Consider the following 26,493-nt stretch of genomic DNA (forward strand, 5'->3'; position numbering starts at 1 on the left):
TAATTTATCTATTTTTGTCTAATAATCTGTATCGATTATTTAGGACTAGTCATTTTTAAAAAAATAACCATTATCAATAAATAGCAACTTTAGAAACAAATCATTAAATTTGCGACTTAATCCTGAAATAAATTTGGGATTTATAAAAATTACGATATGTTACAAATAGCATTTATTAGAGAAAATCAGGAAAAAGTAATCAAAGCATTGGCCAAAAGAAATATGGACGCCAAAGTTACAGTTGATGAAGTGGTCCAATTAGATGAAAAACGAAGAGCTACGCAAGGAGAATTAGACAACATCTTATCTGAATCTAATAAATTATCCAAAGATATTGGCGATTTAATGAAAGGTGGCGAAAAATCAAAAGCTGCTATATTAAAAGAAAAAACTGTAATTCTTAAAGAAAAAAGCAAAGATTTAGCTGAAAAAGCAGATGCTTTGGCGCATGAATTATTAGAAAAATTATATACTTTGCCGAATCTTCCCGCAGATAGTGTTCCTGTTGGAAAAACTCCCGAAGAAAATGTAACCGTTTTTCAAGAAGGTGAAATTCCTGTTTTACACGAAGGAGCGCAACCACATTGGGAATTGGTAAAAAAATACGACATAATTGATTTTGAATTAGGAAATAAGATAACAGGTGCTGGTTTTCCTGTATATAAAGGTAAAGGAGCAAAATTACAACGGGCTTTAATCACCTATTTTTTAGATAAAAATACCGATGCTGGCTATAAAGAATACCAAGTTCCTCATCTTGTAAATGAAGCTTCGGCTTATGGAACTGGGCAATTGCCAGACAAAGAAGGGCAAATGTATCACGATGCCACCGATAATTTATATTTAATTCCCACGGCTGAAGTTCCGGTAACAAATTTGTTTCGTGATGTCATTTTGAACGAAAATGAATTACCAGTTTTAGCAACGGCTTATACGCCTTGTTTCCGGAGAGAAGCAGGTTCTTATGGTGCTCACGTTCGTGGTTTGAACCGTTTGCACCAATTTGATAAAGTAGAAATCGTACGAATTGAGCATCCTGATAAATCGTATGAAGCATTGGAAGGAATGGTCGAACATGTGAAAACGATTCTTCAAGAATTGAAATTACCTTACCGTATTTTGAAACTTTGTGGAGGCGACATGGGTTTTACATCGGCTTTAACGTATGATTTTGAAGTGTTTTCAACTGCACAAGATCGTTGGTTGGAAATTTCGTCGGTATCAAATTTTGAGACTTTTCAAGCCAATCGTTTGAAATTGCGTTTCAAAGATAAAGACGGAAAAAACCAATTGGCACACACTTTAAACGGAAGTTCATTGGCTTTGCCAAGAGTTTTGGCTGGAATATTAGAAAACTATCAAACGCCTGAAGGAATTGTAATCCCAGAGGTTTTGCGCTCTTACTGCGGGTTTGATATAATAAACTAAAAAAGCAAAAAGGTCAAAACAAAATAGAAACATTGAAATAAAGAAGTAGATAGAAAAATATTTAAAAAAATGGAAAACCTTCAACCACCAAAACAAAGACACTCATTTGTAACTTTTTGGCTAATACTTTTAATAATTAGTAATTCCATCACAGTCATAATGTATCTCTTTCTTCCAAATGATTTAATTTTTAAATATTTTAAAAATTCAACTACAATTAATATTTTTGAATCCATTTTAATGTGCTTTATACAAATAGGATTGATAATTTTACTTCTTAAATGGAAAAAATGGGCTTTTTTTGGATTTGTAATTATAGGAATAATAAGTTCAATACTAACTTATCTGAGGACTTATGAAATTCTTGTTTTAATATCTTTGCCTATTGCAGCATTATTTTTATATGGAGTATTACAAATTAAAAAAAATGATGTTTCTGCATGGAAAAACATGGAATAATAAAAATAATTACCAGCCTACAAAAGCGAAAAGTTAATCTTAATTAAAAACGATGTACTAATTTAGCACAAAAGTGTTACTTTAGTACATTGTCGTTTTTACTAGAAATAAATGAAAAAAATTTTTCTTTGCATCACACTCTTTTTCTCACTATTTGTTTTATCACAAAACGAGCAATTGGCGCAAAATTATTTTGACAAAGGCGAATTTGAAAAAGCACTAATTTCCTATCAAGAATTGTTGACCGCGCAACCAGGAAATGGCTATTATTTCCAAAAAACCATTGAATGTCAGCAACAATTAAAACAATATGAAGTTGCTGAAAAAGCGATTTTGAATCGTTTGGACAAATACAAACAAGCAGCGCTTTTAGTAGAATTAGGTTCTAATTATCAATTGCAAAAAGACGAAAATAAAGCCAAAAAATATTTCGAGCAAGCTTTAGATAAAATCAAAAAAAATCCAAGTGAAGTTTATGCAATTGCAGCCGTTTTTGAAAGAAAAGTATTGATAGATTATGCGTTGCAAGCTTATCAAATGGCACTTGATTTAGATAAAAATCTCAATTTTAATTTTCAAATGGCATTGCTTTATGGACAAAAAGGGGATTCGGATAAAATGATTGAAAAATTCTTGGAAGAATCATTCAAGAATCCTCAAAACCTAATTGCAATTCAAAATCAGTTCTCAAGATTTATGACTGAAAATGCCGATGTGAATTTTAATAATGCCTTGCGAAAAGCCTTATTACTTCGCACGCAGCAAAACCAAGATGTGTTTTGGAATCAATATTTGAGTTGGTATTTTGTGCAACAAAAAGAATTCGGAAAAGCTTTTATTCAAGAAAAAGCGATTTACAAACGAAATCCTGAATCACTTTCTAATATTGTGAATTTGGCTCAAATTGCCATTGAAGAAGACGAAAAAGAAACGGCAAAAGAAATTTTGACTTTTGTTTTAGAGAATACTCAGGATATGGAATTGCAAATTCAGGCACATTATTTTCTTACAGAAATGAAGATAAATAATCCTTTAGAAAAAGATTTGTCTGCAATCGAAACAGACTTAAATTCCTTGTTGAAACAATTCGGAATTACGCCTTATTCTTTAAAATTACAAATCTTAAAAGCCCATTTTGATACCTTTCAAATGAAAAATCCTAAGCAAGGAAAAGCCATTTTGAAAACCGCTTTAGACCTTCCTTTGAACGAATATCAAAAGGCAGATGTCAAAATGGAATTGGCAGATATCTTTTTATTTGAAGAAAAATTCAACCAAGCCTCTTTGTATTATTCTCAAATAGAGGAAGATTTAAAAAATGACGTTGTTGGTCACGAAGCAAGTTTGAAATCGGCAAAAACAAGCTATTTCAAGGCTGATTTCGTTTGGGCATTGAAACAATTCAAAGAGCTGAAATCGGTTTCCTCGCAATTAATTGCCAACGACGCTTTGGAATACTTCCTTCTTATAAATGACAATACTGTTGCCGATTCTACACAAACTGCTTTGAAACAATTTGCACGTGGAGATTATCTGTTGTACCAAAATAAAACACAAGTAGCATTGCTTCAATTTCAAGATATTCTGAAAAATTTCAAAGGACAAGAAATTGAAAGTGTAACTATTTATAGATTGGGAAAAACATACGAAAAATTAGGAGATTATTCTTCGGCTTTAAGCCAATACCAAGCCATTATAGACAAACATTCTGATGGAATTTATGTGGATGAAGCATTGTTTTTTTCGGCCGAAATTTATAATAAACAGCTAAAAGATAAAGAAAAGGCAAAACCACTTTATGAAAAATTAGTGTTCCATCACGAAGACAGTATTTATTTTGTAGATGCGAGAAGAAAATTCAGGGAATTGCGAGGAGATAAAGAACTTTAAAATATAATTGGTTAATCGTTGATTCGGTTAATCTGTTAAACATATCAACGATTAAACAATAAATATGATAATTTATAACGTAACTACCAATATTCACGAAAGTGTTCACGACCAATGGATGACTTGGATGCAAGAAAAACATATAAATGATGTTCTTGCAACAGGGAAATTTTCATCGGCACGAATGGTAAAAGTTTTGATTGAAGAAGAAATGGGTGGAATAACTTATTCTATTCAGTATACAACAGAAAATAGAGAAACATTGCAACGCTATTATGATGAAGACGCACCACGATTAAGAGAGGAAGCACTGGCTTTATTTGGCGATAAAATGTTGGCATTTAGAACGGAATTAGAATTGATTTCAGAACATTAAAGCGGTTCTATAGAAACTTGATGTCGCAATTTGCGACATCAACATAGAATAAAAATACTATTGGAGGTCACAATTTGTGACCTCCAATTTTAAAACACATCAAAACACTATAATTATGAGCACCGAAATTTCGTTAATTCCAGATGATGTAGTAATAAACAAAATTTACTTTATCAGAAATCAAAAAGTAATATTAGATAGAGATTTGGCGGTACTCTACGGTATTGAAACAAAAGTTCTAAAACAAGCAGTCAGGAGGAATATTAGTCGGTTTCCCGAGGATTTCATGTTTGAATTGACCAAAGAAGAATTTGAAAATTGGAGGTCGCAATTTGCGACCTCCAATTCAGATAGGATGGGATTAAGGTACGCACCTATGGTTTTCACTGAACACGGAGTATTGATGCTTTCGAGTATATTGAACAGTGAAAAAGCGATTCAAACAAATATTCAAATTATGAGAATATTTACAAAAATCAGACAAATGCTTGCCGAAACTACCGAATTACGTTTGGACGTGGAAACAATCAAAAAGAAAATAGAAAATCAAGGGAAAAATATTGAACTCGTTTTTCAATATCTTGATGAATTAATCGAAAAAAAAGAAACAAAAACGGAACGGGAAAAAATCGGATATAAAAAATAGTTCAATCATTAATTTATACTATTCTGATTATTTGTTTCAACAAAAAAGTAAGTTGGCGTTGTGCCTCACAATGATATTATGGAAAAAGTAAAAGCAAAAAAACACCTTGGACAGCATTTCTTAAAAGACGAAAGTATCGCTGCAGCTATTGCAGATACGTTGAATTTTGAGGGCTATCAAGACGTATTGGAAATCGGGCCAGGAATGGGAGTTTTGACAAAGTATTTATTGGAAAAGCCTGTTACTACTTATGTAATTGAAATTGACACTGAATCGGTGACATATTTAGACGAAAATTTTCCGAAATTAAAAGATAAAATCATTTCAAAAGATTTCTTGAGATACAATATAAATGAAACTTTTGAAGGCAAGCAATTTGGTATAATTGGTAATTTCCCTTACAACATTTCTACACAAATCGTTTTCCGAACGTTAGAATACCGCCATCAAATTCCAGAATTTGCAGGAATGTTTCAAAAAGAAGTAGCCGAAAGAATTTGTGAGAAAAAAGGCACTAAAGCGTATGGTATTTTATCGGTTTTGGTTCAGGCTTTTTACGATGCCGAATACCTATTCACGGTGGACGAACACGTATTTATACCGCCGCCAAAAGTAAAATCTGGGGTACTTCGATTGCGTCGAAAATCAGATTATAGTTTGCCTTGTGGCGAAAAATTATTCTTTACCGTAGTAAAAACTGCTTTTCAACAACGTCGAAAAACATTGCGGAATAGTTTAAAAACACTAAATTTGTCGGATAATTTGCGACAAGACACTATCTTTGACCTTCGTCCAGAGCAGTTGAACGTGCAACAATTTATCGAACTCACCCAAAAAATAGAAGCCGATGGAGTTTAAAATCAGCAAAAAATTCATTATTGAATTAAAGCAACTCATAAGAACTGAAAACGAACAACAATTAGAGGTTCTTCTTAATGATGTTCACTATGCTGATATAGCTGAAATTCTTGAAAAACTTAGTTTTAAAAAAGCTATTTATGTTTTTAAAGTTTTAGATAGTGAAAAAACTGCAGAAATTTTATTAGAACTTAGTGATGATTTGCGGGAGAAAATACTTGGAAGACTTTCTTCAAAAGAAATTGCCGAAGTATTAGACGAACTCGACACTAATGATGCGACCGATATAATCGGAGAATTATCACAAATAAAAAAGAACGAAGTAATTTCTGAGCTTGAAGATGAAGAACATGCTAAAGACATTGTTGATTTACTTCGCTATCATGAAGAAACTGCGGGTGGAATTATGCACAAAGAACTAGTTAAAGTCAATGAAAATTGGAACGTAATGACTTGTGTGAAAGAAATGCGTATTCAAGCAGAAAATATTTCGAAAGTACATTCTATTTATGTTGTAGATGATGAAAACATGCTAAAAGGGCGTTTGTCCCTAAAGGATTTGCTAACGGCGCCTACTACAAAAACACCAATTAGTGAATTTTACATTCGAAAATTAAATTATGTTGATGTGGATATGGCAGATGTTGAGGTGGCTCGAATTATGGACAAGTACGACTTAGAAGCCATTCCTGTTGTAGATGAATTAGGACATTTAGTAGGTCGGATAACTATTGATGATGTAATTGACGTTATAAAAGAAGAAATAGAAAAAAGAGATACAGAGGATATTCAAAAGTTTGGGGGTTTGGAAGCATTAGACTTGCCTTATGTGCAAACACGACTTTTTGAAATGGTAAAAAAACGAGCAACTTGGCTGGTTGTTCTATTTCTAGGAGAATTATTTACCGCTTCAGCCATGGGCTTTTTTGAAGGGGAAATTAATAAAGCAATTGTTCTTACTATGTTTATACCATTAATTATTTCCAGTGGTGGTAACTCAGGTTCGCAAGCCGCAACGTTAATAATCCGTGCTATGGCGTTAAAAGAATTAGACCTAAAAGATTGGTGGTATGTGATGAAAAAAGAAATCGCTTCTGGATTTCTATTAGGCTCCATACTTGGTTTTGTTGGCTTTATACGAATCTTAATATGGCAGAATTTAGGAATTCATGATTATGGGATATATTGGCTTTTTATTGCAATGACAGTTGCAGTTTCTCTAGTCTTTATCGTTTTATGGGGAACACTTTCGGGTTCTATGATTCCCTTTTTATTAAAAAAACTTAAATTAGACCCCGCAACATCATCGGCTCCTTTTGTGGCAACCTTAGTAGATGTAACAGGATTAATTATTTACTTTTCAATTGCAATGCTATTCTTGAATGGCAAACTATTATAGCATACAAAAGAATAAAATAACTACATAACACAAGTACAAAAATGAAAATTCACATCATCGGTGGCGGAAATTTAGGTGTGGCAATTGCTATTGGAATCTCTAAATATTCGTCTGGAAATCAAGTAACAATTACCAGACGAAACACCGAAAGCATTCTGCATTTAGAGCAACAAGGAATTATAGTTTCGTCAGATAATAAGCACCAAATTCAAGAGGCAGATATTATCATTTTAACCATAAAACCATACCAAGTTGACGTAGTTTTAGAAGAGATTTTACCAACAATAAAAAACAAAATCATTGCGTCGGCAGTAAGTGGATTGTCAATTGAATCGCTTCAAGAGAAAACCAATTTTGCACACGCAATAATCCACATAATGCCGAATATTGCTGCCCGTTTTGGCGAATCGGCAACTTGTATTTCCTATCTTGAAAAAGACAAAATTGACGCACAAAAAGTCATCCAATTGTTCAATGATTTGGGCACTGTTTCCGTAATTGACGAAAAATTAATGGACGCCGCAACCGTTCTTGGCGCCTGTGGAACCGCTTATGCACTACGCTACATTCGCGCCTCAATGCAAGCCGGAATTGAAATTGGTTTCGATGCTGCCACCGCACTTTCTATTGCATCACAAACTGCAAAAGGAGCCGCAACAATGGCATTAGTAGAAAAAATCCATCCCGAACAATTAATAGACCGCGTAACCACACCGCAAGGCTGCACAATTGTTGGTCTCAACGAAATGGAACACGAAGGTTTCAGCTCCTCACTAATCAAAGGAATCAAGACTTCCCTAAAGAAAATCAAAGAATAATTTTTTTATTTTGGGCATTACCCCACTTCCACTACCGTTACAGTGCGGTCGGGCTGTTCGTTTCAATCCACACTAAAAAGTGTGGGATTTTCACTGCCATCCCTAATGCAATAAATTAACGTTTATTACTTTCTATACAAATTGTTGTGATCTATATATTCCCACACTTTATTAGGTAAAAGTGGCTGAACATTCTTTTTGTTTTTTATCGATTCCCGAATAAATGTAGCAGAAATTTCTACAATTGGCGCAGCAATAAAATGAATTTTAGGATAATTTTTGAAAGTTAAATAGTTATTTTTTGAAGGGATTATTTTGGTTGTATGGTCTTTCGCGTCAAGTCGTGGATAGACATAAATATCGTGATTTTGGAGAATCACTTCATAGTTTTTCCATTTGTGAAAAGACTTTAAATTGTCTTCACCCATAATTAATGAAAACTCATTTTTAGGATATTTTTCTTGTAAATAAGCCAAGGTATTTACAGTATAATTGGGTTGTGGCAATTTGAATTCTATATCCGAAGGTTTAATTTTTGGGTAGTCTTCTGTTGCCAAATGAACCAATTCCAACCGAACAGAATCGTTAAGCAAAGTATCTTTCTTTTTTAGTGGATTATGAGGGGTTACAACCATCCAAACTTGCTTCACATCAGAATATTCTGCCACGTGATTGGCAATAATCAAATGCCCAATGTGAATGGGATTAAACGTTCCAAAATAAAGTCCGATTTTCATAAATTCTCTTTATTAATCTAACACAAATTTCACAAATTATCACAAATTAAATCTGTGTTAATTTTCGGAATCTGTGTTTACAAATGCTTTTACCAATTGATATGCCTCTTCTTTAGCGGTTTCCAAATCGTAATTTTTTATAATTTTATCAAATTGTGGGGCTGTTGCCAATTCCACTGACGCTTTTGCAATTCTCATATTGATTTTATCATCACTTTCTGTAGAACGTTTTTTTAAACGGATTTTAAGCTCGTCGATGCTTGGTGGTTTTACAAAAACTGCCAATGTTTCTTGGGGAAATTTATGTTTAATACGCAATCCACCAGCCACATCAATATCAAAAATTACATTTTTTCCTAAAGCCCAAATGCGTTCGATTTCGCTTTTTAATGTGCCGTAAAAATTATCTCGATACACTTCTTCCCATTCTAAAAAATCTTCCCCTTTGATGTGTTTCTTGAACTCTTCCGTAGAAATAAAATAATAATCTTTTCCATTCACTTCTTCGCCCCGAGGTTCACGGGAAGCTGCCGAAATAGAAAATTCTAAATTCAAATCTTCTCTTCCAAGTAAATGTCTAACTATGGTAGTTTTTCCCGATCCCGAAGGTGCCGAAAAAACTATTAATTTTCCTTTTTTCATCTATATGTCATTGCGAGGCACGAAGCAATCTCATCCTCTATTTTATATTGAAACCTCTCTGATTTATTCCCCTTTGGGGGTTAGGGGGCTTTTACAACACATTCAAAACCTGTTCCTTAATTTTCTCCAATTCATCCTTCATCATCACGACTAATTTTTGCATTTGTGCATGATTTGATTTGGAACCCATCGTATTAATTTCACGACCCATTTCTTGTGTGATGAATCCTAATTTTCTTCCGTTGGCTTCTGTTCCTTTTATAGTTTCTAAAAAATAATCCAGGTGATTTGTCAATCGAACTTTTTCTTCTGTGATATCTAATTTCTCCAAATAATAAATCAATTCTTGCTCAAAACGATTTTCATCAACATTGACTTTCAATTCAGAAATAGCGGTTTGCAAACGATCTTTTATTGCCTGAACACGTTCTGGATCGAGCGCCAAAGCATCGTTCATATACTGTCGGACATTCCCAATTCGCAACTGAAATTCTTTCTCTAACGACAACCCTTCCGCTTGACGGAAATTCAAAATATTGGCAAGTGCTTCTTTGATAACTGTTTGAATTTGAACCCAATCATTTTCATCAATTTCGTCGCGTTCTACTTTCAAAGCGTCTGGCATTCTAACGGCCATTTTCATCAATTCAGTTTCATCTGCATAGGCATAAACATCGCGAAGTTGAGCTATATAGGCTTTTACGATTGGCACATTCACTTTTGAAGAAGTTTGTTCGGCAGTACTTTCAATAAAAATAGAGAAATCAATCTTTCCGCGTTCTAATGCCAAAGCGATTTCGTTGCGTAATCCCAGTTCCATTTCTCGGTAAAGTGAAGGCATTCTTACGCTTAAATCTAACCCTTTACTGTTTAAAGATTTGGCTTCAACTGTTATTTTTTTTGTTGGTAATTGCAACGTTGCTTTCCCAAAACCCGTCATCGATTGTATCATAATTTTCTTAAAATGTATTCAAAGATAATGAAAAACTTTTCAGTGGTCGTTTTCAATTTTATTGTGGTTGTTCCTTTTTCTTAGCGGTTACCAAATAAACCCCTGAAAATATCAAAATTGCAGCACCGATTTTCACCCAATTCAATTCGTCTTTTCCTAATCCGATGGCAAAAATAGTAGCGAATAGAGGTTGCAAATAAACGAAAACTGCCACCAAAGTTGGATTCAATTCTCGCATAGAAAGTAGGTTCAACAAATACGTGAAAAAGGTTGAAAACACGACTACAAAACCAATTTTCCATAAAATATCTGTTGGAACAATCGCCCAATCAACGCTTTGAAATTGGCTCCAGCCAAAAGGCAAAACCATTATAAATCCAAATAAATAAATCCATTTTACAAATGTAAAAGCATTGTATTTATCCATTAATTTTTTTACGATTACGAGGTAAAAACCATAAGAAATAGCATTGACTAAAACCAAAAAATTCCCCAAACTTGCCGATGAAGTATCGCCAACTGATTTTCCGTAAAGTATCAAAAAAGAAGTGCCAAATAATCCCAAAAAGATTCCAAAAACTTTCCTTTTGCGCATCTTTTCCTTAATAATTATAGCCGATAAAACCAAAACTATTAAAGGCGTACACACCATAATTACGGCTGCAGAAATGGGCGAAGTCATGCTTAAACCTTTAAAAAACGAAAGCATATTTAAAGCAACACCAAAAAAAGCACACGCAATAATACGAGGAAAATCATTGGACGCTATCTTTTCAATAGTTCCAATTTTCAACAGGCGCATTACAAGCCAAATTACCCAAAATAAAAGTACCGAACCGCCCACGCGCAACAAAATAAAGCCGTAAGCATCAATGTATTTAGGCATTACGTCTTTTGCAATCGTGAAGGTTACTCCGTAAATTATGGAAACAATCGTTGCGCCAATTAAGGCAATATTTCTTTTAGACATTATTCAAAACTTTCATTACTTGAAGCATATTTTGCTGGCTGTTGCCAATATAAACGCCATCATTAATCACAAATACGGGACGACTTAAAAAGGTGTAATGTTCCAATATTAACTTTTTATAATCAGATTCCGTCAGCGCTTTATTTTTTAAATCCATTGATTTATATAAAACTGCTTTTTTGCTGAATAGTGCTTCATAACTTCCTGAAAGTTGGTGCATTTTGTCCAATTCTTCTTCCGTAATTGGGTTTTGCTTGATGTCACGAAAAACCAAATCATTCCCTTTTGGAAGCGATTTTATAATTTTGCGACACGTATCACACGAAGCCAAGTAATATATTTTGTTCATTTGAATAGCAGTTAATATTTTACAAAGGAAATTCATTTGATACGGAAAATGACTAATTTTATCAAAAATTTAAAAAATGCAACAAACATTCGAAATTACAAGAAGTAGTAGAAAAATACTGTCCCAATTTTTAGAAACGCACACATTAGAACAACTTAATACTATTCCAGAGGGCTTTAACAATAATTTAATTTGGAATATTGCCCATATTATAGTTGTACAGCAAATGTTAGTTTATAGATTAGCTGGTTTGCCAATGATTATTTCCGATCAAATGGTTGAAAAATATAAGAAAGGCACTAAACCAGAACACCAAGTTACAGAAGCTGAAGTTACTGAAATTAAAGGATTAATATTCAAAACCATTGATCAAACTAGAGTTGATTTTGACAAAAAACTTTTTGCAAATTTTTCCGAATATCCTACATCAACTGGATTTGTTATAAAAAACATTTTAGATGCTATGGCTTTCAATTATTTTCACGAAGCTTTGCATCTTGGAGTAATTATGACTTTGAAAAAATTAATTTAGTAGTTTTAAAAAATCAATTAAGTGCCCTATTTTCACTAATCTTTTTGAATTCAAATTCGTATTAAAAAACATATCTTAGTATCTTTACAAAAAAATAAAACATGAAATTCAATACCAAAACAATACACGGTGGACAACACCACGATCCTGCAACTGGAGCCGTAATGCCACCCGTTTATCAAACTTCTACCTTTGTGCAAACGAGCCCTGGGCAACCTTTGAATCCAGATTACGAATACAGTCGCGCTGCAAATCCAACGCGTTCTGCTTTAGAAAATGCATTGGCGAGCATTGAAAATGGAACTCGTGGATTGGCATTTTCGTCAGGATTGGCAGCAACAGATTGTCTTTTGCGCTCCTTTAAGTCAGGCGATGAAATCATTGCAATGGACGATTTATATGGCGGAACCTATAGAATGTTTACTCGGATTTATAAAGATTCAGGAATAAAATTTCATTTTGTAGATATGAACGATATTGAGAAATTCAAATCGTTAATCAATGAAAACACCAAATTAGTTTGGGTTGAAACGCCAACAAATCCTTTAATGAAGTTGGCAGATATTCAAGAAATTGCAAAAATCACCAAAGAAAAAAAGATACTTTTTGCCGTTGACAATACTTTTGCAACGCCGTATTTGCAAAAACCATTGGATTTAGGAGCTGATATTGTGATGCATTCTGCCACAAAATATCTTGGAGGACATTCCGATGTAATTGCGGGAGCGCTAATTGTGAAAGACGAAGAATTAGGAAATCAATTGCACTTTCAGCAATTTGCAACAGGAGCAACATTAGGCCCAATGGATAGCTTTTTGGTTCTTAGAGGTATAAAAACATTGCATTTACGAGTGCAAAGACACTGCGAAAATGGGGGGAAAGTAGCTGAATTTTTAAACAATCATCCTAAAATAAAAACCGTTTATTATCCTGGATTACCAAGCCACCCGTATCATGAAATTGCTAAAAAACAAATGAGCGGTTTTGGAGGAATGGTTTCGTTTACATTTATTTCAGGGCAAAAAGAAGATTCTATTCATTTTCTTGAAAAATTAAAAGTTTTCACTTTAGCAGAATCTCTAGGAGGAGTAGAATCACTGGCAAATCACCCTGCATTAATGACGCACGCTTCTATTCCTGAAGCCAAACGAAAAGAAGTTGGAATTACAGATGATTTAGTTCGATTGAGCGTTGGAATTGAAGATATTGAAGACCTTATTGAAGATTTAAAACAAGCATTAGCTTAACACTCATAAATGAAACGATTGAAATGGGTTCTTTTTTATATAAAACCCAACATACAATATGTCATAAAAATGCTAAGATGCTAAAGAATAAAATAAACATATCATAGCAAAAGTTGAATTAAATGTATGTATTTTTAATTTATCTTAATAAATAGATAATTCTATTGATAAATAAAAATAAAATATGCCCATTATTGTTTATAATGTATATTTGCACAATAAATACGAAAACGTTTTCTTAAACCGTTAAATAAATTAATAGTATGTCAGAAAGTATTACATCTTTTGTAGAAGCAGTAGCTAAAAGAAATCCAAATGAGCCTGAATTTATGCAGGCAGTTCACGAAGTTGCTGAAACAGTAATTCCGTTTATTGAGGAAAATAAAAAATACCAAAACAAAATGCTTTTGGAAAGAATGGTGGAATCCGAGCGTATCATTACATTCAGAGTAGTTTGGACTAATGATAAAGGGGAAATCCAAGTGAACAGAGGATATAGAATTCAAATGAATTCTGCTATCGGACCTTACAAAGGTGGTATTCGTTTTCATCCATCGGTAAATTTAAGTATTTTGAAATTTTTAGCTTTCGAGCAAACATTCAAAAATAGCTTAACTACATTGCCAATGGGCGGTGGAAAAGGGGGTGCCGATTTTGAACCAAAAGGGAAATCAGATAATGAAGTGATGCGTTTTTGTCAAGCATTTATGACGGAATTGTCTAAACACATTGGAGGAAATACCGATGTCCCAGCAGGAGATATTGGTGTTGGAGGAAGAGAAGTTGGTTATATGTTTGGTCAATATAAGAGACTAAGAAATGAATTTACAGGGGTTTTAACTGGAAAAGGAATTTCTTTTGGAGGTTCATTAATACGTCCCGAAGCAACTGGATATGGTGATGTGTATTTTGCACAAAGCATGTTAAAAACTAAAGGTGAAAGCTTTACTGGTAAAACAGTAGTTGTTTCTGGTTCTGGAAATGTAGCGCAATATGCTGCTGAAAAAGCAACTCAATTGGGAGGAAAAGTAGTTACAATGTCAGATTCATCAGGATATATTCACGATGCTGACGGAATTGATGCTGCTAAATTGGCTTTTATAATGGAAATCAAAAATGAACTCCGAGGAAGAATCAGCGACTATTTGACTAAATATCCAACTGCTAAATTTGTTGCTGGGAAACGTCCTTGGGAATTAAAATGCGATGTGGCTTTGCCTTGTGCAACTCAAAATGAATTGAACGAAGACGAAGCAAAAATGCTCGTTGCAAACGGATGTATCTGTGTTGCAGAAGGAGCTAATATGCCAACAACGCCAGAAGCTGTAATTGTTTTCCAAAAAGCAAAAATATTATTTGCACCAGGAAAAGCTTCAAACGCAGGTGGAGTAGCAACTTCAGGATTAGAGATGTCTCAAAACTCATTGAGATTAAGCTGGACATCCGAAGAAGTTGATGAAAGATTAAAAAATATTATGCTTGCCATTCACGCTTCATGCGTGCAATACGGTACTGATGCAAACGGTTATGTTGACTACGTAAAAGGAGCAAACATCGCTGGATTTGTAAAAGTAGCTGACGCAATGTTAGCGCAAGGTGTAGTATAATTTATAGTATTATAGTTCTAAATGTCCTGCAAATTGTAGGGCATTTTTTTTGTTTGTATATGAAAAGCAAAATAATTTCGTTTTATAGTATATTTGTCATTTAATACAATTGAAAATGAAATATTTCTTCGCCTTACTTTTATTTTTTTTATCTATTCAAATTGGCCATTCCCAAAATAGTCAAATGTGGAAAGGTTATTTTTCATACAAGGAAATAAAAGACATTTCACAATCTCCAACTACTTTTTTTGCTGCCGCAGAAAACGCCCTATTTTCTAAAAATTTAGCAACTAATACACTTAAAACTACCAATACAATTGACGGGCTTTCTGGTCAGACCATTACTTCAATGTATCATAGTGCTGCGTTTAACAAAACGATAATTGGGTATGAAAATGGGTTAATTACAATTGTTAACGAAGCCGATGGTTCCATTTTAAACGTTGTAGATATTATCACAAATGGTGTCAATCAAAATTTAAAAAGAGTCAACCATTTCATGGAAAAAGATGGGATTCTCTATGTTTCATGCGATTTTGGAATCGTTCAGTATAATTTAACGACCTCTGGTTTTGGCGACACTTACAGAATAGGGGATTTAGGAACAGAAATTAAAATATCCCAAACAGCGGTTTTCAATGGATATATCTATGCCGCAACTGCAAATGGAATACGAAGAGCGGCAATTGCAAATCCAAATTTGAATGATTATAATCAATGGACACAAGTAATAAGCGGAGGGTTTTCTGGGATTGAAACTTTTGGCACAGAATTAATCGCAACTGCGAATTGGGGGCAAGTTTTTAAATATAATGGTGCCGTATTTGTGTCTTTTACGACACTTCCTCTAGTTGCAAAAGATTTAAGAGCTAGTGGAAATTATTTATTGGTTACAACTGAGTCAAATGTATATATTTACAATCAAAATTTAAGTTTAGTATTACAAATAAACAGCAGTCAAATCCCTAATATTACAGCTAAATTTACGTGTGCTACAAGTATCAATAACGATATTTATATCGGCACATTAGAGGATGGAATCCTAACAACCACCGTTGTAAATCCCACAACTTTTACATTTTTAAGCCCAGACGGCCCTTCCAGAAATGCCCTTTTTGCAATTAATGCTTCCACAAAAAATGTATGGGCAGTTTATGGGGGATATTCGTCAGATTATAATCCTTACACGTATGATTTTAATGGGTTGAACACATACGGGTTTAGTAAATATTCAGAAAACGGATGGTTGAACACGCCATATTCGGCTGTTTTGGGTGCTAAAGCGCTTTGTAAAATAACCGTTAATCCAAGTAATACTAATCAGGTTTTTATTAGTTCTTTTTTTTCAGGATTATTAAAGGTTGAGAATAATATTCCTGTTATTTTATACAATGAAAGCAATAGCACATTAGAATCATTGGTTTTAAACCCTCCAAATTCAAATTATAAAGATATTCGTATTAATGGCGCCGGATTTGACAAATCAGGAAATCTATGGGTGGGAAATGGTTGGTCAAAAAACGGGTTAAAAAAACTAACCCCACAAGGCGCTTGGTCAAGTGTCCCTATGGAATCTATTTTACAGCGCTATTATGAAGATAGTTATGGAGAAGTTGTTGTGGATAAAAACGGTACAAAATGGATGGCCTCTAACTATGACGGAGTGATTGGTTACAAAGAAAATAGCACTGTATTTAAAAAAATATCCCTTGGAGCCGATTTAGGCAATCTCCCTGTTGTAGATGCTCGAGTAGTTGCCATTGATACTAGAAATCAGTTATGGATTGGTACTACAAGCGGATTAAGGGTGCTTTCAAGTGTAGATCGCTTTTCAACTGATGCTCAATTGACATCTAATTCTATAATAATATTAGAAAATGGGTTGGCTCAAGAGTTATTATACGAGCAATTCATTACCGATATTGTTGTAGATGGCGCTAATAATAAATGGGTTGGAACTGCCGATTCGGGCGTATTCCAATTTTCTTCTGATGGGCAACAAACCCTGCAAAGATTCACTACTAGCAATTCTCCTTTGCCCAGTAATGGTATAAATGATATTGATATAAATCCAACTACGGGGGAAGTCTTTTTTGCTACTGACAAAGGGATGGTTTCGTTTAAAGGAACTGCAACTACTGCAAGTTCCGATTTGAGTAATGTGAATGTTTATCCTAATCCAGTACGCCCTGAATTTGAAGGAACTGTAAAAATTAGTGGACTTTTGAATAAATGCACGGTAAAAATAACCGATATTGAAGGGAATTTGGTTTATGAAGAAATTTCAGAAGGAGGAACTATCGAATGGGATACCAAAGCATTTGGAAAATACAAAGTTGCCTCGGGTGTTTATATGATTTTTATTTCTGCTCAAGATGGTTTAGAAACAAAAGTTAAAAAAATAATGATAATTAGGTGATTTTTTTGTCTTCTCAATTTTAAATTTTCAACAAAAAAATGTTAGTTAAAACCAAAGCCATTGTAATTTCATCTTTAAAATTCCAAGAAAAAAGCCTGATCGTTAAATGCTTTACGCTTTCCGATGGTTTAAAATCATACTTTGTTCGAGATGCATTTTCATCAAGAAAGTCCAATCAAAAAATCGCTTATTTTCAACCTTTTTCAATACTTGAAATAGAAGCCATTCATAAAAATAAAGGCACTTTGGAAAACTTCAAAGAAATTAAATTAGCAATTCCTTTTCAAACTATTCACAATACGATAACAAAAAGCACTATCGTTTTATTTTTATCAGAAATGATGCATTATTCCATTCATGAGGAAGAAGAAAACGAAGCATTATTTACTTATTTAGAAACGGCATTATTATGGTTGGATACTCACGATGACATGGCAAATTTTCATCTCATTTTCCTGCTAGAGGCCACGAAGTATTTAGGTTTTTATCCAGATATTTCCGATATTGATTTACCTTACTTCGAAATGACGGAAGGAGTTTTCTCGCCTTTCAACGCCATTAGTTCACTGTCGGTTCACGAAACATCCCTTTTTAAAAAATTAATTAGTCTAAAATTTGAAAGCGACTTGAAAACCTTTCATATTATCGAAAGACAATTACTACTGAAAATTATAATTGACTACTATAGTTTTCATTTAGATGGATTTAGAAAACCGAAATCTCTAGAGGTGTTGAAAGAGGTGTTTTTGTAAATATTAATTAATTGAATTTATAGAAAAATATCACGTTTTAATTATTAAAACAGAAGGAATATCGCTCAACCAATCGCTTTGAGAATCAACCAATTTCTTCCAACTTTCAAGACTAATTATCATTAAATCGTGTTGGTTCAAAAATTCCTTTTTTATGGCTTTATCATTCAATAAAGTCATATTATTAGGATAATTTTTTTCTAAAGCGCTAACAGCATTTTCAAAAATAAAATTATTTTTTATATTGCTATTATAATCTAAAACAGTTATTTTAGAGTCATTATTATATATTAATTTTTGTGCATAATCCAATAAAAACAAGTCTTCCGAACTAAAAATAGGGACGAAAACTTGGTTTACCTCTTGTAAATTTTTATTAACTAAAATACCAAGAGGCATTTTGGTTTTAGAAATTATTTGACGTGTTCTTTCATCAAATGGGGAATTTTCAAACAGTCCTTCTTTTCCAGTAAACTTATCAATTAAACGGTCTGGGTTTATGATTCTAGTTGTAAATCCTAATACCTTTCCAAGTAGCGTTCCTTCAAAAATTGATTTTCCTAGACCCACAAGCAATAAGTCGTATTCGCCTTGATTGGCAATATCTACAATATCAGTTTCAATGTCAACGGTTGCTTTAAAAACGGTAGATATTTTTTGGTCTAAAATTTTAGACTCATTTAATATTGGAAGAAAACTATCAATTTCATATTCATCCATGTTATAAGAATGCATTTCATTGCTTAAAATCATGTGCATTGCTGTAATGTTCACATTTTCTTTTTGTTTTTTAACCAAACTACTCGCTAATCTCAATAGAGATTTCCCTTTTTCGTTGTTGCCAAAGAACAATAATATCTTGTATTTGCTAGTGCTTGTAATTTCTTGTGGCACGAAATTGTCCTTCGTTTTGAACGCCCAATTGATAACATCTAAAGCTGGTCCAGTCATAAAAGTGGTTACCAATGCCATAATAACCATCATTGTAAAAACTTCTGGAGTAAGTACCCCTAGGTCCAAACCAATGTTTAAAACCACCAATTCCATAAGTCCACGAGTATTCATTAATGCTCCAATTGTAAGGCTATCTCTCCAACTTTGACCTACAAATTTTGCAGCAAGGGCACTTCCAAAAAACTTTCCAACTACGGCTACAAGAATAATAAAACCCGTAACTTTCCACATATAGGGGTCATTAATCAACCCGATTTGAGTTCGTAAACCTGTAAATACAAAAAACAAAGGCAACAATAATATTACCGAAACATCTTCTACTTTTTCAATAAATATAGTTCTGAATTTTGAAATATCGGGCATAATAACTCCCGTCATAAAAGCGCCAAATAAAGCGTGAATCCCAATTATATTTGTTGCATATGAAGATAGAATCAAGGTCAGAAAAAATATTGCAACAACGGGCTTGCTTAAATTTTCACTTTTTGCATATAAGTCACCGACTCTTTTTAGGAATGGTTTTACGATAAAAATCATTACAAGAACATATATAAAAGCGAGCGCAATTACATATAAAGCACTATCAAATGTTCCTGCTTTTACAATTGCAATTACAACTGCAAGCAAGCACCAAGCGGTAATATCATCGGCTGCAGCACAAGTAATTACGATGGCGCCCAATCTTGTTTTATGAATACCACGCTCTTGAACAATTCTAGCTAAAACTGGAAATGCGGTAATACTCATTGCGATTCCCATAAACAAACTGAAAGATAAAAAAGGAATCCCTTCGGGAGCAAATGATTTATAAACATAAAAAGCAAGCCCAATTCCAAGCGCAAAAGGGATTACAATACTGGCGTGACTAATTACCACTGCCTCATTGGCTTTATTTCTAAGTACTTTTAAATCCAATTCCATTCCAATGACAAACATAAAAAGGATTAGTCCAATTTGACTTAAAAACTGTAGATTTCCTAATGATTGTATAGGGAATAGTGCTAATGAAAATTCGGGAAAATACATTCCTAATAAGGAAGGCCCCAGAAAAATCCCTGCAATAATTTCTCCAATTACTGATGGCTGTCCAATTTTTCTAAAAATCCAACCAAAAAAACGAGCAACAATGATAATTGTGATAATTTGCGCCAACAAAATCGCTAATGGATCTTGAAAATTGAGAATCATTGAGGAAATGAAATCGTTCCAATGATTATTTGGTTTTGCAACTTTTGATACTATTTTTACCGTTTCTAAAACCTTTCCTTTTGAAATAATCCAATAGATTAATGCTGTAAAACCGCCAGTTACAGTAAAATAAAAAAAGGTATTTTTAAAGTTTTTCATAGCTTATTAAGCGGTTTTAAAAGATTTTATGTGCAAAGATTCAAAAATCAAATATAGGAATAAATATAACTCATAAATGATTACGCAAATATAAAATTGGAGTTTATTTAATAACAATTATTTCATTAAAATAAATTCTGAATTTATATAAATTTTATAGGTTTTAATTACCTTTGCTCGCATTAAAACCGTTTATGAAAAAGACATTGAAGGTAGGTTTTTGGGAATTTATCGCCCGATTAATCCTTACTTATAGAATCACAATACTGGTAATTATCGTTGCTATCACAATTTTCCTTGGTTTGCAATGGAAAAACTTAAGTATGACCTATACTGAGGCCAATTTGCTTCCCAAAAAACACATCGTAAACAGACAATATGACGATTTCCTAACTAAATTTGGTGAAGAGGGAAATTTAATCGTTATTGGTTTCAAAGACCCCAACTTTTTCACTCCAAAAGCCTTTGCTGCTTGGAATGAATTAATGACAGGTCTAAAAAATTCTAAAGAAGTTGAATTGGTGGTTTCTTTGAACGATTTAAAGAAATTACAAAAAGATACCTTGGCAGAAAAATTTGAATTGGTGCCGCTTATTGATCAAAATCAAACGATAAATCCTGCCTATTTACAAAAAATAAAGTTGGAACTTTTTAATAATTTGCCGTTTTACGAAGGGCTATTATTTAGTAAAAAATCAGGTAGTATTCGTTCGGCAATTTACTTGAAAAAATCAATTGTAAATACTGCCGAAAGAAAAACATTTATCCTTGAAAACCTTATTCCAAAAATCGATAAGTTTGAAAAAGCCACTGGAATAGACCTTCGCGTTTCAGGAATGCCATACATTAGAACCATCAATGCCGAAAATATGAAAGGCGAAATCGGACTTTTTATAGGCGCCGCTTTGCTTATAACATCCTTGATTTTCTTCTTTTTTTTCCGTTCTTACAGGGCTACTTTTATCTCTATATTCATCTTGCTTTTTGGCGTAATGTGGTCTTTTGGAACCTTAGGATTACTTCATTACAGAATCACAATTCTAACGGCAATAATCCCACCATTAATCATTGTAATTGGAATTACAAATTGTATTTTTCTCATCAATAAATACCAACAAGAAATAAAATTGCACCATAATCAAGCAAAAGCTTTACAGCGGGTGATTTCAAAAATCGGAGTTTCTACCTTAATGACGAACCTTACAACTGCGGCTGGATTTGCTACTTTTATGATTACGGGTAACGATTTGCTATTTGAATTTGGCTTAGTAACTTCCATAAATGTAATCACAGTGTATCTTTTAACGCTGGTTGTTGTGCCAATAATGTACAGTTTTATGCACGTTCCAAAGGAAAAGCATTTGTATCATTTAAGCAAAACCTACCTTTCTTGGGTTTTGGATTGGGTAGAACACATTGTAAAAACCAAACGTACTTATATCTATTCCATTTATGGATTGCTATTGGTTTTCAGTGTAATTGGCGTAGTGCGAATGAAAGTTTCAGGTAGTTTAATTGGTGAAATGCCAAAAAGTGCGTCGTTTTTTAAAGACATTGTATTTTTTGAAAAAGAATTCAATGGCGTAATGCCACTTGAAATTATGATTGACACCAAGCATAAAAAAGGCGTTATGAAATTGTCCACAATGAAAAAAATGGACGAATTGCAAAAAACGATTGAGCAAATTCCAGAACTTTCAAAACCGGTCTCAATTGTCAATTTGGTGAAATATTCCAAACAAGCATTCTACAACGGAAAGCCTGAATTTTACGAATTACCAACTTCTCAAGAGCAAGTATTTATCCTTTCGTATGCCAAAAATGCCACTAAAAACTCGAAAGAAAATCTAATGAAAAGCTATGTTGATTCTACGGGTCAATATGCCAGAATTACGACTTTTATGAAAGATATCGGCACCAAAGACATGTCGAAAATTGAAGGGAAATTAAGAACAAAAATCGAAGAAATTTTCCCAAAAGACCGCTATGAAGTTACGCTTACAGGAAAAGCTCTGGTGTTCCAAAAAGGTACAACTTACCTCATAAACAACTTAATCGAATCGCTAATATTTGCCATTTTCCTAATCGCAGGGCTGATGGCGTATATGTTTCGCTCGACAAAAATGATTTTCGTTTCCGTAATCACCAACATTTTGCCGCTTTGCATCACCTCGGGATTAATGGGCTATTTAGGAATTCCCCTGAAACCATCAACGATTTTAGTGTTTAGCATCGCCTTTGGAATTTCCGTGGACAACGCCATTCAATTTATGGCAAAATACCGCCACGACCTCATTCAAAACAACGGAAAAATCAAAAAATCAGTTTTTAGCGCCTTGCGAGAAACAGGTATTAGCACCTTTTACACCTCAATTGTCCTGATTTTTGGCTTCGCTATTTTCACACTTTCCAGTTTTGGCGGCACCGTAGCACTGGGCGGCTTAATTTCCTGCACCTTGCTATTTGCCATGTTTGCCAACCTTTTGGTTTTACCCGCTTTGGTACTCACATTTGAAAAAAGGAAGACCATTACAGAAGAGAACTAATTTGGGTAAGTACATTGCCATAATGATATTTAATGGATATAATTGTTCAAATGTTGAACTCAGATTTGTACTGTTTTTTAATATTTTTTGAAAAAAGGGTTCAACTTTAAAAAAAAGTCAAACCCCTATTTTTTTGAACTTACACACTTTTTAGAATAGAGTCTTGCACTTACTACTTATGTGTCTAATATTTGTCTCTCTCTCTCTCTCTCTCTCTACAATTACTGGTTGTATTGTGTTCAAAGACGTTTCTACTACTATTATATCATCAAAAAACTCACTTGGATTTATTTTAAAAATGAGGCATATTTCTCTAAAGTATTTCCCCCAAGTATTTACTCTTCCAGATTCTAGTCGAATATAAGCTGATAATTCAATATTTAATTTTACGGCCATATCTTGTTTTGAGAATCCCTTTTCGATGCGAAGTTTTCTGAGTTTGTTTACGATTTCTTGGTTCATATAGATTTAATTTTGGCAATTAATAAGTAAGTTTTTCAAATTTAATTGTTTTAATTCAAATAAACTGTAGTTTATATTTTTATTTTTAGGCTATTTTAGCCATAAAAAAGGCTAAAAAGGCTTTTTTTATTAAAAAAAACATTCTTTCATTTGTTAAAGCAAAATAGTTCTCGAGAAACAACTTTGTATAACAAAAAAATGTTTAATTTTAAAAATTACAAATTATGAAAAAATTATTTTTTACAGCTATCGCATTGGTAGCTTTTAGCGCGGTTTCAATGGCAAATAATGTAAAAGTAAAAAAGGAGATTGAAATTACAAAACATGAAACAAAATTAAAGAAAGTATCAGAAGATAATATACCTAGAATAGATCAGTGCATGAAAGTTTACAGTGCCTATTTGAATTATTATAGTTCATATTTAGGATACGAAAACTCCGGTCTTGCTAGAGAACTTGCTCAGGGTCATTTTCAAAATTGTATGTATGGAAATGAAGGAGGATCTGCAAGCGGAGTACTATGCAAACAATAATTAGTTTAATTTTCAATTAATAAATTTATAAATTTTATTATTAAATGAAGAACATAATATTATTTTTCTTTATTATTTGTGTTAACAGTATCGTATTTTCACAAAATACAGAAATTATTTATGGTATAAAACCTTCTAATGGTTCTATTGAAAGCGACCAAAAAACTGTAAGTGAATTAGTTAGAGATGATTTTAGAGGAGTTGATGCTGAATTCGATAATTTTGATTTTGAATTACTTATAAATAAATCGAAAAATTCAAGATTTAAAACGATTGACAAATTAATAAACAATAGAATTGCAAATCTTATAGTAAGAGGCATATCTAGTAATGGTGAATACTATTTATTTAATAATACAACTATTTCTCAAAGAAATTTATCTTCTAATGAGAAAATTTATGTTAAGATTGAAAATCAGAATCCTTGGGTATTAATTAATGAAACCAAAAAAATTGGTGATTATAAATGCTTAAAAGCTACAAAAGTTAAAGAATTGATCGATGGTAGAAAAATATTAATTACAAGTTGGTATGCAAGTAAAATTCCATTGAGCTTTGGCCCAAAGGAATACAATGGTTTACCAGGTTTAATTTTAAAATTGTCTGATGACAAAGTTACATATTTTGTTAAAGAAATTAAATTTAATTCAAAGAAAAAGTTTGATTTTAACGTTAATGAAAAAAAAATAATTTCTGAATCTGAATTCCAAACCTTAGCTATTGATTTTTTGGAAAAATCAAAAGAAATGCTTTTAAATGATAGTAAATAAGGGCAAATAAATTTGAGTCTTTAATGTTAAAAAATGACACATTTCCTTTTTTTGGGATTGTGTTTTTTTTAATTTAATAAAGTAGGATAAATTTTATATTATTATTTACTCTACTTACGAGTTTCATTTCCCCAAAATCAGATAATTTATACTTAAAAAGCAGTTAGTTATACCCAAATGTATATAAAAGTACAATTTAAAATAGTTTTTCATAATTTATTTTCAGGCTATTTTAGCCCTAAAAAAGGCTAAAAAGGCTTTTTTTATTAAAAAAAAACATTCTTTCATTTGTTAAAGCAAAATAGTTCTCGAGAAACAACTTTGTATAACAAAAAAATGTTTAATTTTAAAAATTACAAATTATGAAAAAATTATTTTTTACAGCTATCGCATTGGTAGCTTTTAGTGGGGTTTCGATGGCGAGTGTTGTTGAGGTAAAAGTTGAATCTAAATCAATGGTATTTGTAAGTGACATTTGTGATGAAATTGCTTATGATACTTATTATATTTGGGTAAGTCGCGGTTTTGGTGAAGAATTGTCAAGAGAAAAGGCAAGAGAGGCTAAAGAAGCCTGTAGACAAGTAAAAAAGGTTACACCGGCTTAATTTTTTAACAACTAAAGGCGGTCATAATAATTCAGACCGTCTTTATAAAATATTTTTTAAATGAAATCTAAAATAATCACAACGCTATTACTACTTTTTTCATCATATATTAATTCTCAAATTCTTAATGGGTCTATTCATTATAAAGTTAAAGTAGGAAGCGATGAACTATTTGAATCATTAAGCAAAGAAGATAAAACAAATTACATAGTTGATAAAGAAAGTGAAAAGTATATTCTTGAATTTGATCCAATCCAATCCATTTTTAAATATGAAGGAGCAATATCAGTTGAAGGAAATAACAAAAGTAAAAATATATATTATAAAGAAAAAGATTCATTATTTTCTTTAAGGCCAGAAAACGACCCGGATTTTGGAAATATTATTATTATTGAAAACAGGGATACAAAATGGATACTTCATAATGAAACAAAAATAATTGATGGCTACACTTGTTATAAAGCAACATCTGAATTTGTTCGAAATGATGGTTCATCGGGCATTTTCAAATTTCCAATTGTTGCGTGGTATTCACCAAAAATAGCCATCCCTTTTGGGCCTTTAGGTTATGGCGATTTACCAGGATTAATATTTGAATTACAAGAAAGAAATGTATTATATGGTGTTGAAAAAATAAATTTAAATTTAAAAGGATTGCAATTAATTCAAAAGCCAAATACAGGGAGTAGGATTTCTAAAGAAGATTTAGATAAAAAGATATCAGAAATATTCAAAACGAAATAACTATTTTTAAAAATAATATCCTAAAGCTAGCTTAAACAAATCAACTTTTATAATTAAAGATGTCGAAAAAATTTATATTTATTTTCTTTTTGTTAAATGCAACTCTTTCTTTTTCTCAAAATAAATCGGGTATAGTTGAATATTATATTGTGGACATAAATGTAATATTTAAAGAGGGAAATCCACAAAACGACAATATAAGACAAATTATCGAAACAGGGAAGAAGCAAATTTTTGAATTAAAATTCAACGATAATAATTCAATATTTAAAAGTAAAGAGATTTTAGAAAGTGACCTGACTGACGATTCATTGCTTGAATTATCTAAGATTGCTTATACAACATCTAAAACATTCTATATAGATTTAATAAAAAAAGAACTTCTAATTAAAACCAACCAAAATGAATTGATAAAATCCAATACAATTACAAGTGGTTGGGAAATATCAAA

General features: G+C 32.5%; 26 protein-coding genes. 19 read left to right on the plus strand and 7 right to left on the minus strand.

The window, feature by feature from the left end:
- Positions 1 to 156 precede the first annotated feature (156 nt).
- From serS to proC, 8 genes are all read left to right on the plus strand, one after another.
- Entirely contained in the window at positions 157 to 1,428 is a 1,272-nt protein-coding gene (gene serS, locus AC9UEH_RS10185) for a serine--tRNA ligase (RefSeq protein WP_509531398.1), read from the plus strand.
- 69 nt (positions 1,429 to 1,497) lie between these two features.
- Entirely contained in the window at positions 1,498 to 1,887 is a 390-nt protein-coding gene (locus AC9UEH_RS10190; protein WP_509531400.1) for a hypothetical protein, read from the plus strand.
- Positions 1,888 to 1,998: 111 nt separating this feature from the next.
- Positions 1,999 to 3,777, plus strand: a complete 1,779-nt coding sequence (locus tag AC9UEH_RS10195) for a tetratricopeptide repeat protein (protein WP_509531402.1) — start codon at positions 1,999 to 2,001, stop codon at positions 3,775 to 3,777.
- Positions 3,778 to 3,841: 64 nt separating this feature from the next.
- Positions 3,842 to 4,153 (plus strand): DUF4286 family protein, encoded by a 312-nt coding sequence (locus AC9UEH_RS10200; RefSeq protein WP_509531404.1) that lies wholly within the window; start codon positions 3,842 to 3,844, stop codon positions 4,151 to 4,153.
- Positions 4,154 to 4,268: 115 nt separating this feature from the next.
- Positions 4,269 to 4,799, plus strand: a complete 531-nt coding sequence (locus tag AC9UEH_RS10205; RefSeq protein WP_509531406.1) for an ORF6N domain-containing protein — start codon at positions 4,269 to 4,271, stop codon at positions 4,797 to 4,799.
- A 78-nt stretch (positions 4,800 to 4,877) separates the two neighbouring features.
- The gene (gene rsmA, locus AC9UEH_RS10210) at positions 4,878 to 5,657 is read left to right on the plus strand and encodes a 16S rRNA (adenine(1518)-N(6)/adenine(1519)-N(6))-dimethyltransferase RsmA (RefSeq protein WP_509531408.1); all 780 of its coding nucleotides are present in this window, start codon (positions 4,878 to 4,880) and stop codon (positions 5,655 to 5,657) included.
- Positions 5,647 to 7,056, plus strand: coding sequence for a magnesium transporter (gene mgtE / locus AC9UEH_RS10215; protein WP_509531410.1), 1,410 nt, complete (start codon positions 5,647 to 5,649; stop codon positions 7,054 to 7,056). The genes rsmA and mgtE overlap by 11 nt, the downstream gene beginning before the upstream one ends.
- 41 nt (positions 7,057 to 7,097) lie before the next feature.
- The gene (gene proC / locus AC9UEH_RS10220) at positions 7,098 to 7,874 is read left to right on the plus strand and encodes a pyrroline-5-carboxylate reductase (protein WP_509531412.1); all 777 of its coding nucleotides are present in this window, start codon (positions 7,098 to 7,100) and stop codon (positions 7,872 to 7,874) included.
- 125 nt (positions 7,875 to 7,999) lie between these two features.
- Here proC and nadD read toward each other — a convergent pair whose 3' ends face one another.
- The 5 genes from nadD to AC9UEH_RS10245 all read right to left on the minus strand — a co-directional run bounded on the left by nadD (position 8,000) and on the right by AC9UEH_RS10245 (position 11,524).
- Positions 8,000 to 8,611 carry a nicotinate (nicotinamide) nucleotide adenylyltransferase gene (gene nadD / locus AC9UEH_RS10225; RefSeq protein WP_509531414.1) on the minus strand — a complete coding sequence of 204 codons (612 nt, stop codon included), beginning with the start codon at positions 8,609 to 8,611 and terminating at the stop codon, positions 8,000 to 8,002.
- A gap of 57 nt (positions 8,612 to 8,668) precedes the next feature.
- On the minus strand, positions 8,669 to 9,253 hold the full coding sequence (gene gmk, locus AC9UEH_RS10230) for a guanylate kinase (RefSeq protein WP_509531416.1): 585 nt from the start codon (positions 9,251 to 9,253) through the stop codon (positions 8,669 to 8,671).
- A 91-nt stretch (positions 9,254 to 9,344) separates the two neighbouring features.
- Entirely contained in the window at positions 9,345 to 10,205 is an 861-nt protein-coding gene (locus AC9UEH_RS10235) for a YicC/YloC family endoribonuclease (protein ID WP_509531417.1), read from the minus strand.
- 58 nt (positions 10,206 to 10,263) lie between these two features.
- On the minus strand, positions 10,264 to 11,175 hold the full coding sequence (locus AC9UEH_RS10240; protein ID WP_509531419.1) for a DMT family transporter: 912 nt from the start codon (positions 11,173 to 11,175) through the stop codon (positions 10,264 to 10,266).
- The gene (locus tag AC9UEH_RS10245; protein ID WP_509531420.1) at positions 11,168 to 11,524 is read right to left on the minus strand and encodes an arsenate reductase family protein; all 357 of its coding nucleotides are present in this window, start codon (positions 11,522 to 11,524) and stop codon (positions 11,168 to 11,170) included. The genes AC9UEH_RS10240 and AC9UEH_RS10245 overlap by 8 nt, the downstream gene beginning before the upstream one ends.
- 76 nt (positions 11,525 to 11,600) lie before the next feature.
- Here AC9UEH_RS10245 and AC9UEH_RS10250 point away from each other — a divergent pair, with 76 nt between their 5' ends.
- From AC9UEH_RS10250 to recO, 5 genes are all read left to right on the plus strand, one after another.
- On the plus strand, positions 11,601 to 12,056 hold the full coding sequence (locus tag AC9UEH_RS10250) for a DinB family protein (RefSeq protein ID WP_509531422.1): 456 nt from the start codon (positions 11,601 to 11,603) through the stop codon (positions 12,054 to 12,056).
- A gap of 101 nt (positions 12,057 to 12,157) precedes the next feature.
- Positions 12,158 to 13,303 (plus strand): cystathionine gamma-synthase, encoded by a 1,146-nt coding sequence (locus AC9UEH_RS10255; RefSeq protein ID WP_509531423.1) that lies wholly within the window; start codon positions 12,158 to 12,160, stop codon positions 13,301 to 13,303.
- Between the two features lie 263 nt (positions 13,304 to 13,566).
- Positions 13,567 to 14,910: an NADP-specific glutamate dehydrogenase gene (gene gdhA, locus AC9UEH_RS10260; RefSeq protein ID WP_509531424.1), complete on the plus strand. Its 1,344-nt coding sequence runs from the start codon at positions 13,567 to 13,569 to the stop codon at positions 14,908 to 14,910.
- 115 nt (positions 14,911 to 15,025) lie between these two features.
- Complete coding sequence (gene porZ / locus AC9UEH_RS10265) at positions 15,026 to 17,329, plus strand: type IX secretion system anionic LPS delivery protein PorZ (RefSeq protein ID WP_509531426.1); 2,304 nt, start codon at positions 15,026 to 15,028, stop codon at positions 17,327 to 17,329.
- 38 nt (positions 17,330 to 17,367) lie between these two features.
- Positions 17,368 to 18,081 (plus strand): DNA repair protein RecO, encoded by a 714-nt coding sequence (recO, locus tag AC9UEH_RS10270; RefSeq protein WP_509531428.1) that lies wholly within the window; start codon positions 17,368 to 17,370, stop codon positions 18,079 to 18,081.
- A gap of 30 nt (positions 18,082 to 18,111) precedes the next feature.
- Here the strand turns inward: recO and AC9UEH_RS10275 are convergent, their stop codons facing one another.
- Positions 18,112 to 20,382, minus strand: coding sequence for a cation:proton antiporter (locus AC9UEH_RS10275; RefSeq protein WP_509531430.1), 2,271 nt, complete (start codon positions 20,380 to 20,382; stop codon positions 18,112 to 18,114).
- A gap of 194 nt (positions 20,383 to 20,576) precedes the next feature.
- Between AC9UEH_RS10275 and AC9UEH_RS10280 the strand changes: the two genes are divergently transcribed.
- Positions 20,577 to 22,928, plus strand: a complete 2,352-nt coding sequence (locus AC9UEH_RS10280) for an efflux RND transporter permease subunit (RefSeq protein WP_509531432.1) — start codon at positions 20,577 to 20,579, stop codon at positions 22,926 to 22,928.
- A gap of 150 nt (positions 22,929 to 23,078) precedes the next feature.
- Here the strand turns inward: AC9UEH_RS10280 and AC9UEH_RS10285 are convergent, their stop codons facing one another.
- Positions 23,079 to 23,390 (minus strand): helix-turn-helix transcriptional regulator, encoded by a 312-nt coding sequence (locus tag AC9UEH_RS10285; RefSeq protein ID WP_509531434.1) that lies wholly within the window; start codon positions 23,388 to 23,390, stop codon positions 23,079 to 23,081.
- Positions 23,391 to 23,614: 224 nt separating this feature from the next.
- Here AC9UEH_RS10285 and AC9UEH_RS10290 point away from each other — a divergent pair, with 224 nt between their 5' ends.
- From AC9UEH_RS10290 to AC9UEH_RS10310, 5 genes are all read left to right on the plus strand, one after another.
- Positions 23,615 to 23,923: a hypothetical protein gene (locus AC9UEH_RS10290; RefSeq protein ID WP_509531436.1), complete on the plus strand. Its 309-nt coding sequence runs from the start codon at positions 23,615 to 23,617 to the stop codon at positions 23,921 to 23,923.
- 44 nt (positions 23,924 to 23,967) lie between these two features.
- On the plus strand, positions 23,968 to 24,693 hold the full coding sequence (locus tag AC9UEH_RS10295) for a GLPGLI family protein (protein ID WP_509531438.1): 726 nt from the start codon (positions 23,968 to 23,970) through the stop codon (positions 24,691 to 24,693).
- Positions 24,694 to 25,055: 362 nt separating this feature from the next.
- On the plus strand, positions 25,056 to 25,298 hold the full coding sequence (locus AC9UEH_RS10300) for a hypothetical protein (protein WP_509531440.1): 243 nt from the start codon (positions 25,056 to 25,058) through the stop codon (positions 25,296 to 25,298).
- A 60-nt stretch (positions 25,299 to 25,358) separates the two neighbouring features.
- Positions 25,359 to 26,042, plus strand: coding sequence for a GLPGLI family protein (locus AC9UEH_RS10305; RefSeq protein WP_509531442.1), 684 nt, complete (start codon positions 25,359 to 25,361; stop codon positions 26,040 to 26,042).
- Between the two features lie 59 nt (positions 26,043 to 26,101).
- On the plus strand, positions 26,102 to 26,493 hold a 392-nt coding region (locus AC9UEH_RS10310; RefSeq protein ID WP_509531443.1), incomplete at its 3' end, for a hypothetical protein.

The sequence above is a fragment of the Flavobacterium sp. genome, from assembly GCF_040402835.1.
Classification (GTDB): Bacteria; Bacteroidota; Bacteroidia; order Flavobacteriales; family Flavobacteriaceae; genus Flavobacterium.

Coding starts and splice junctions, on each gene's coding strand:
- serS (WP_509531398.1), top strand. CDS start 157: ATGTTACAAATAGCATTTATTAGAGAAAATCAGGAAAAAGTAATCAAA.
- AC9UEH_RS10190 (WP_509531400.1), top strand. CDS start 1,498: ATGGAAAACCTTCAACCACCAAAACAAAGACACTCATTTGTAACTTTT.
- AC9UEH_RS10195 (WP_509531402.1), top strand. CDS start 1,999: ATGAAAAAAATTTTTCTTTGCATCACACTCTTTTTCTCACTATTTGTT.
- AC9UEH_RS10200 (WP_509531404.1), top strand. CDS start 3,842: ATGATAATTTATAACGTAACTACCAATATTCACGAAAGTGTTCACGAC.
- AC9UEH_RS10205 (WP_509531406.1), top strand. CDS start 4,269: ATGAGCACCGAAATTTCGTTAATTCCAGATGATGTAGTAATAAACAAA.
- rsmA (WP_509531408.1), top strand. CDS start 4,878: ATGGAAAAAGTAAAAGCAAAAAAACACCTTGGACAGCATTTCTTAAAA.
- mgtE (WP_509531410.1), top strand. CDS start 5,647: ATGGAGTTTAAAATCAGCAAAAAATTCATTATTGAATTAAAGCAACTC.
- proC (WP_509531412.1), top strand. CDS start 7,098: ATGAAAATTCACATCATCGGTGGCGGAAATTTAGGTGTGGCAATTGCT.
- nadD (WP_509531414.1), bottom strand. CDS start 8,611: ATGAAAATCGGACTTTATTTTGGAACGTTTAATCCCATTCACATTGGG.
- gmk (WP_509531416.1), bottom strand. CDS start 9,253: ATGAAAAAAGGAAAATTAATAGTTTTTTCGGCACCTTCGGGATCGGGA.
- AC9UEH_RS10235 (WP_509531417.1), bottom strand. CDS start 10,205: ATGATACAATCGATGACGGGTTTTGGGAAAGCAACGTTGCAATTACCA.
- AC9UEH_RS10240 (WP_509531419.1), bottom strand. CDS start 11,175: ATGTCTAAAAGAAATATTGCCTTAATTGGCGCAACGATTGTTTCCATA.
- AC9UEH_RS10245 (WP_509531420.1), bottom strand. CDS start 11,524: ATGAACAAAATATATTACTTGGCTTCGTGTGATACGTGTCGCAAAATT.
- AC9UEH_RS10250 (WP_509531422.1), top strand. CDS start 11,601: ATGCAACAAACATTCGAAATTACAAGAAGTAGTAGAAAAATACTGTCC.
- AC9UEH_RS10255 (WP_509531423.1), top strand. CDS start 12,158: ATGAAATTCAATACCAAAACAATACACGGTGGACAACACCACGATCCT.
- gdhA (WP_509531424.1), top strand. CDS start 13,567: ATGTCAGAAAGTATTACATCTTTTGTAGAAGCAGTAGCTAAAAGAAAT.
- porZ (WP_509531426.1), top strand. CDS start 15,026: ATGAAATATTTCTTCGCCTTACTTTTATTTTTTTTATCTATTCAAATT.
- recO (WP_509531428.1), top strand. CDS start 17,368: ATGTTAGTTAAAACCAAAGCCATTGTAATTTCATCTTTAAAATTCCAA.
- AC9UEH_RS10275 (WP_509531430.1), bottom strand. CDS start 20,382: ATGAAAAACTTTAAAAATACCTTTTTTTATTTTACTGTAACTGGCGGT.
- AC9UEH_RS10280 (WP_509531432.1), top strand. CDS start 20,577: ATGAAAAAGACATTGAAGGTAGGTTTTTGGGAATTTATCGCCCGATTA.
- AC9UEH_RS10285 (WP_509531434.1), bottom strand. CDS start 23,390: ATGAACCAAGAAATCGTAAACAAACTCAGAAAACTTCGCATCGAAAAG.
- AC9UEH_RS10290 (WP_509531436.1), top strand. CDS start 23,615: ATGAAAAAATTATTTTTTACAGCTATCGCATTGGTAGCTTTTAGCGCG.
- AC9UEH_RS10295 (WP_509531438.1), top strand. CDS start 23,968: ATGAAGAACATAATATTATTTTTCTTTATTATTTGTGTTAACAGTATC.
- AC9UEH_RS10300 (WP_509531440.1), top strand. CDS start 25,056: ATGAAAAAATTATTTTTTACAGCTATCGCATTGGTAGCTTTTAGTGGG.
- AC9UEH_RS10305 (WP_509531442.1), top strand. CDS start 25,359: ATGAAATCTAAAATAATCACAACGCTATTACTACTTTTTTCATCATAT.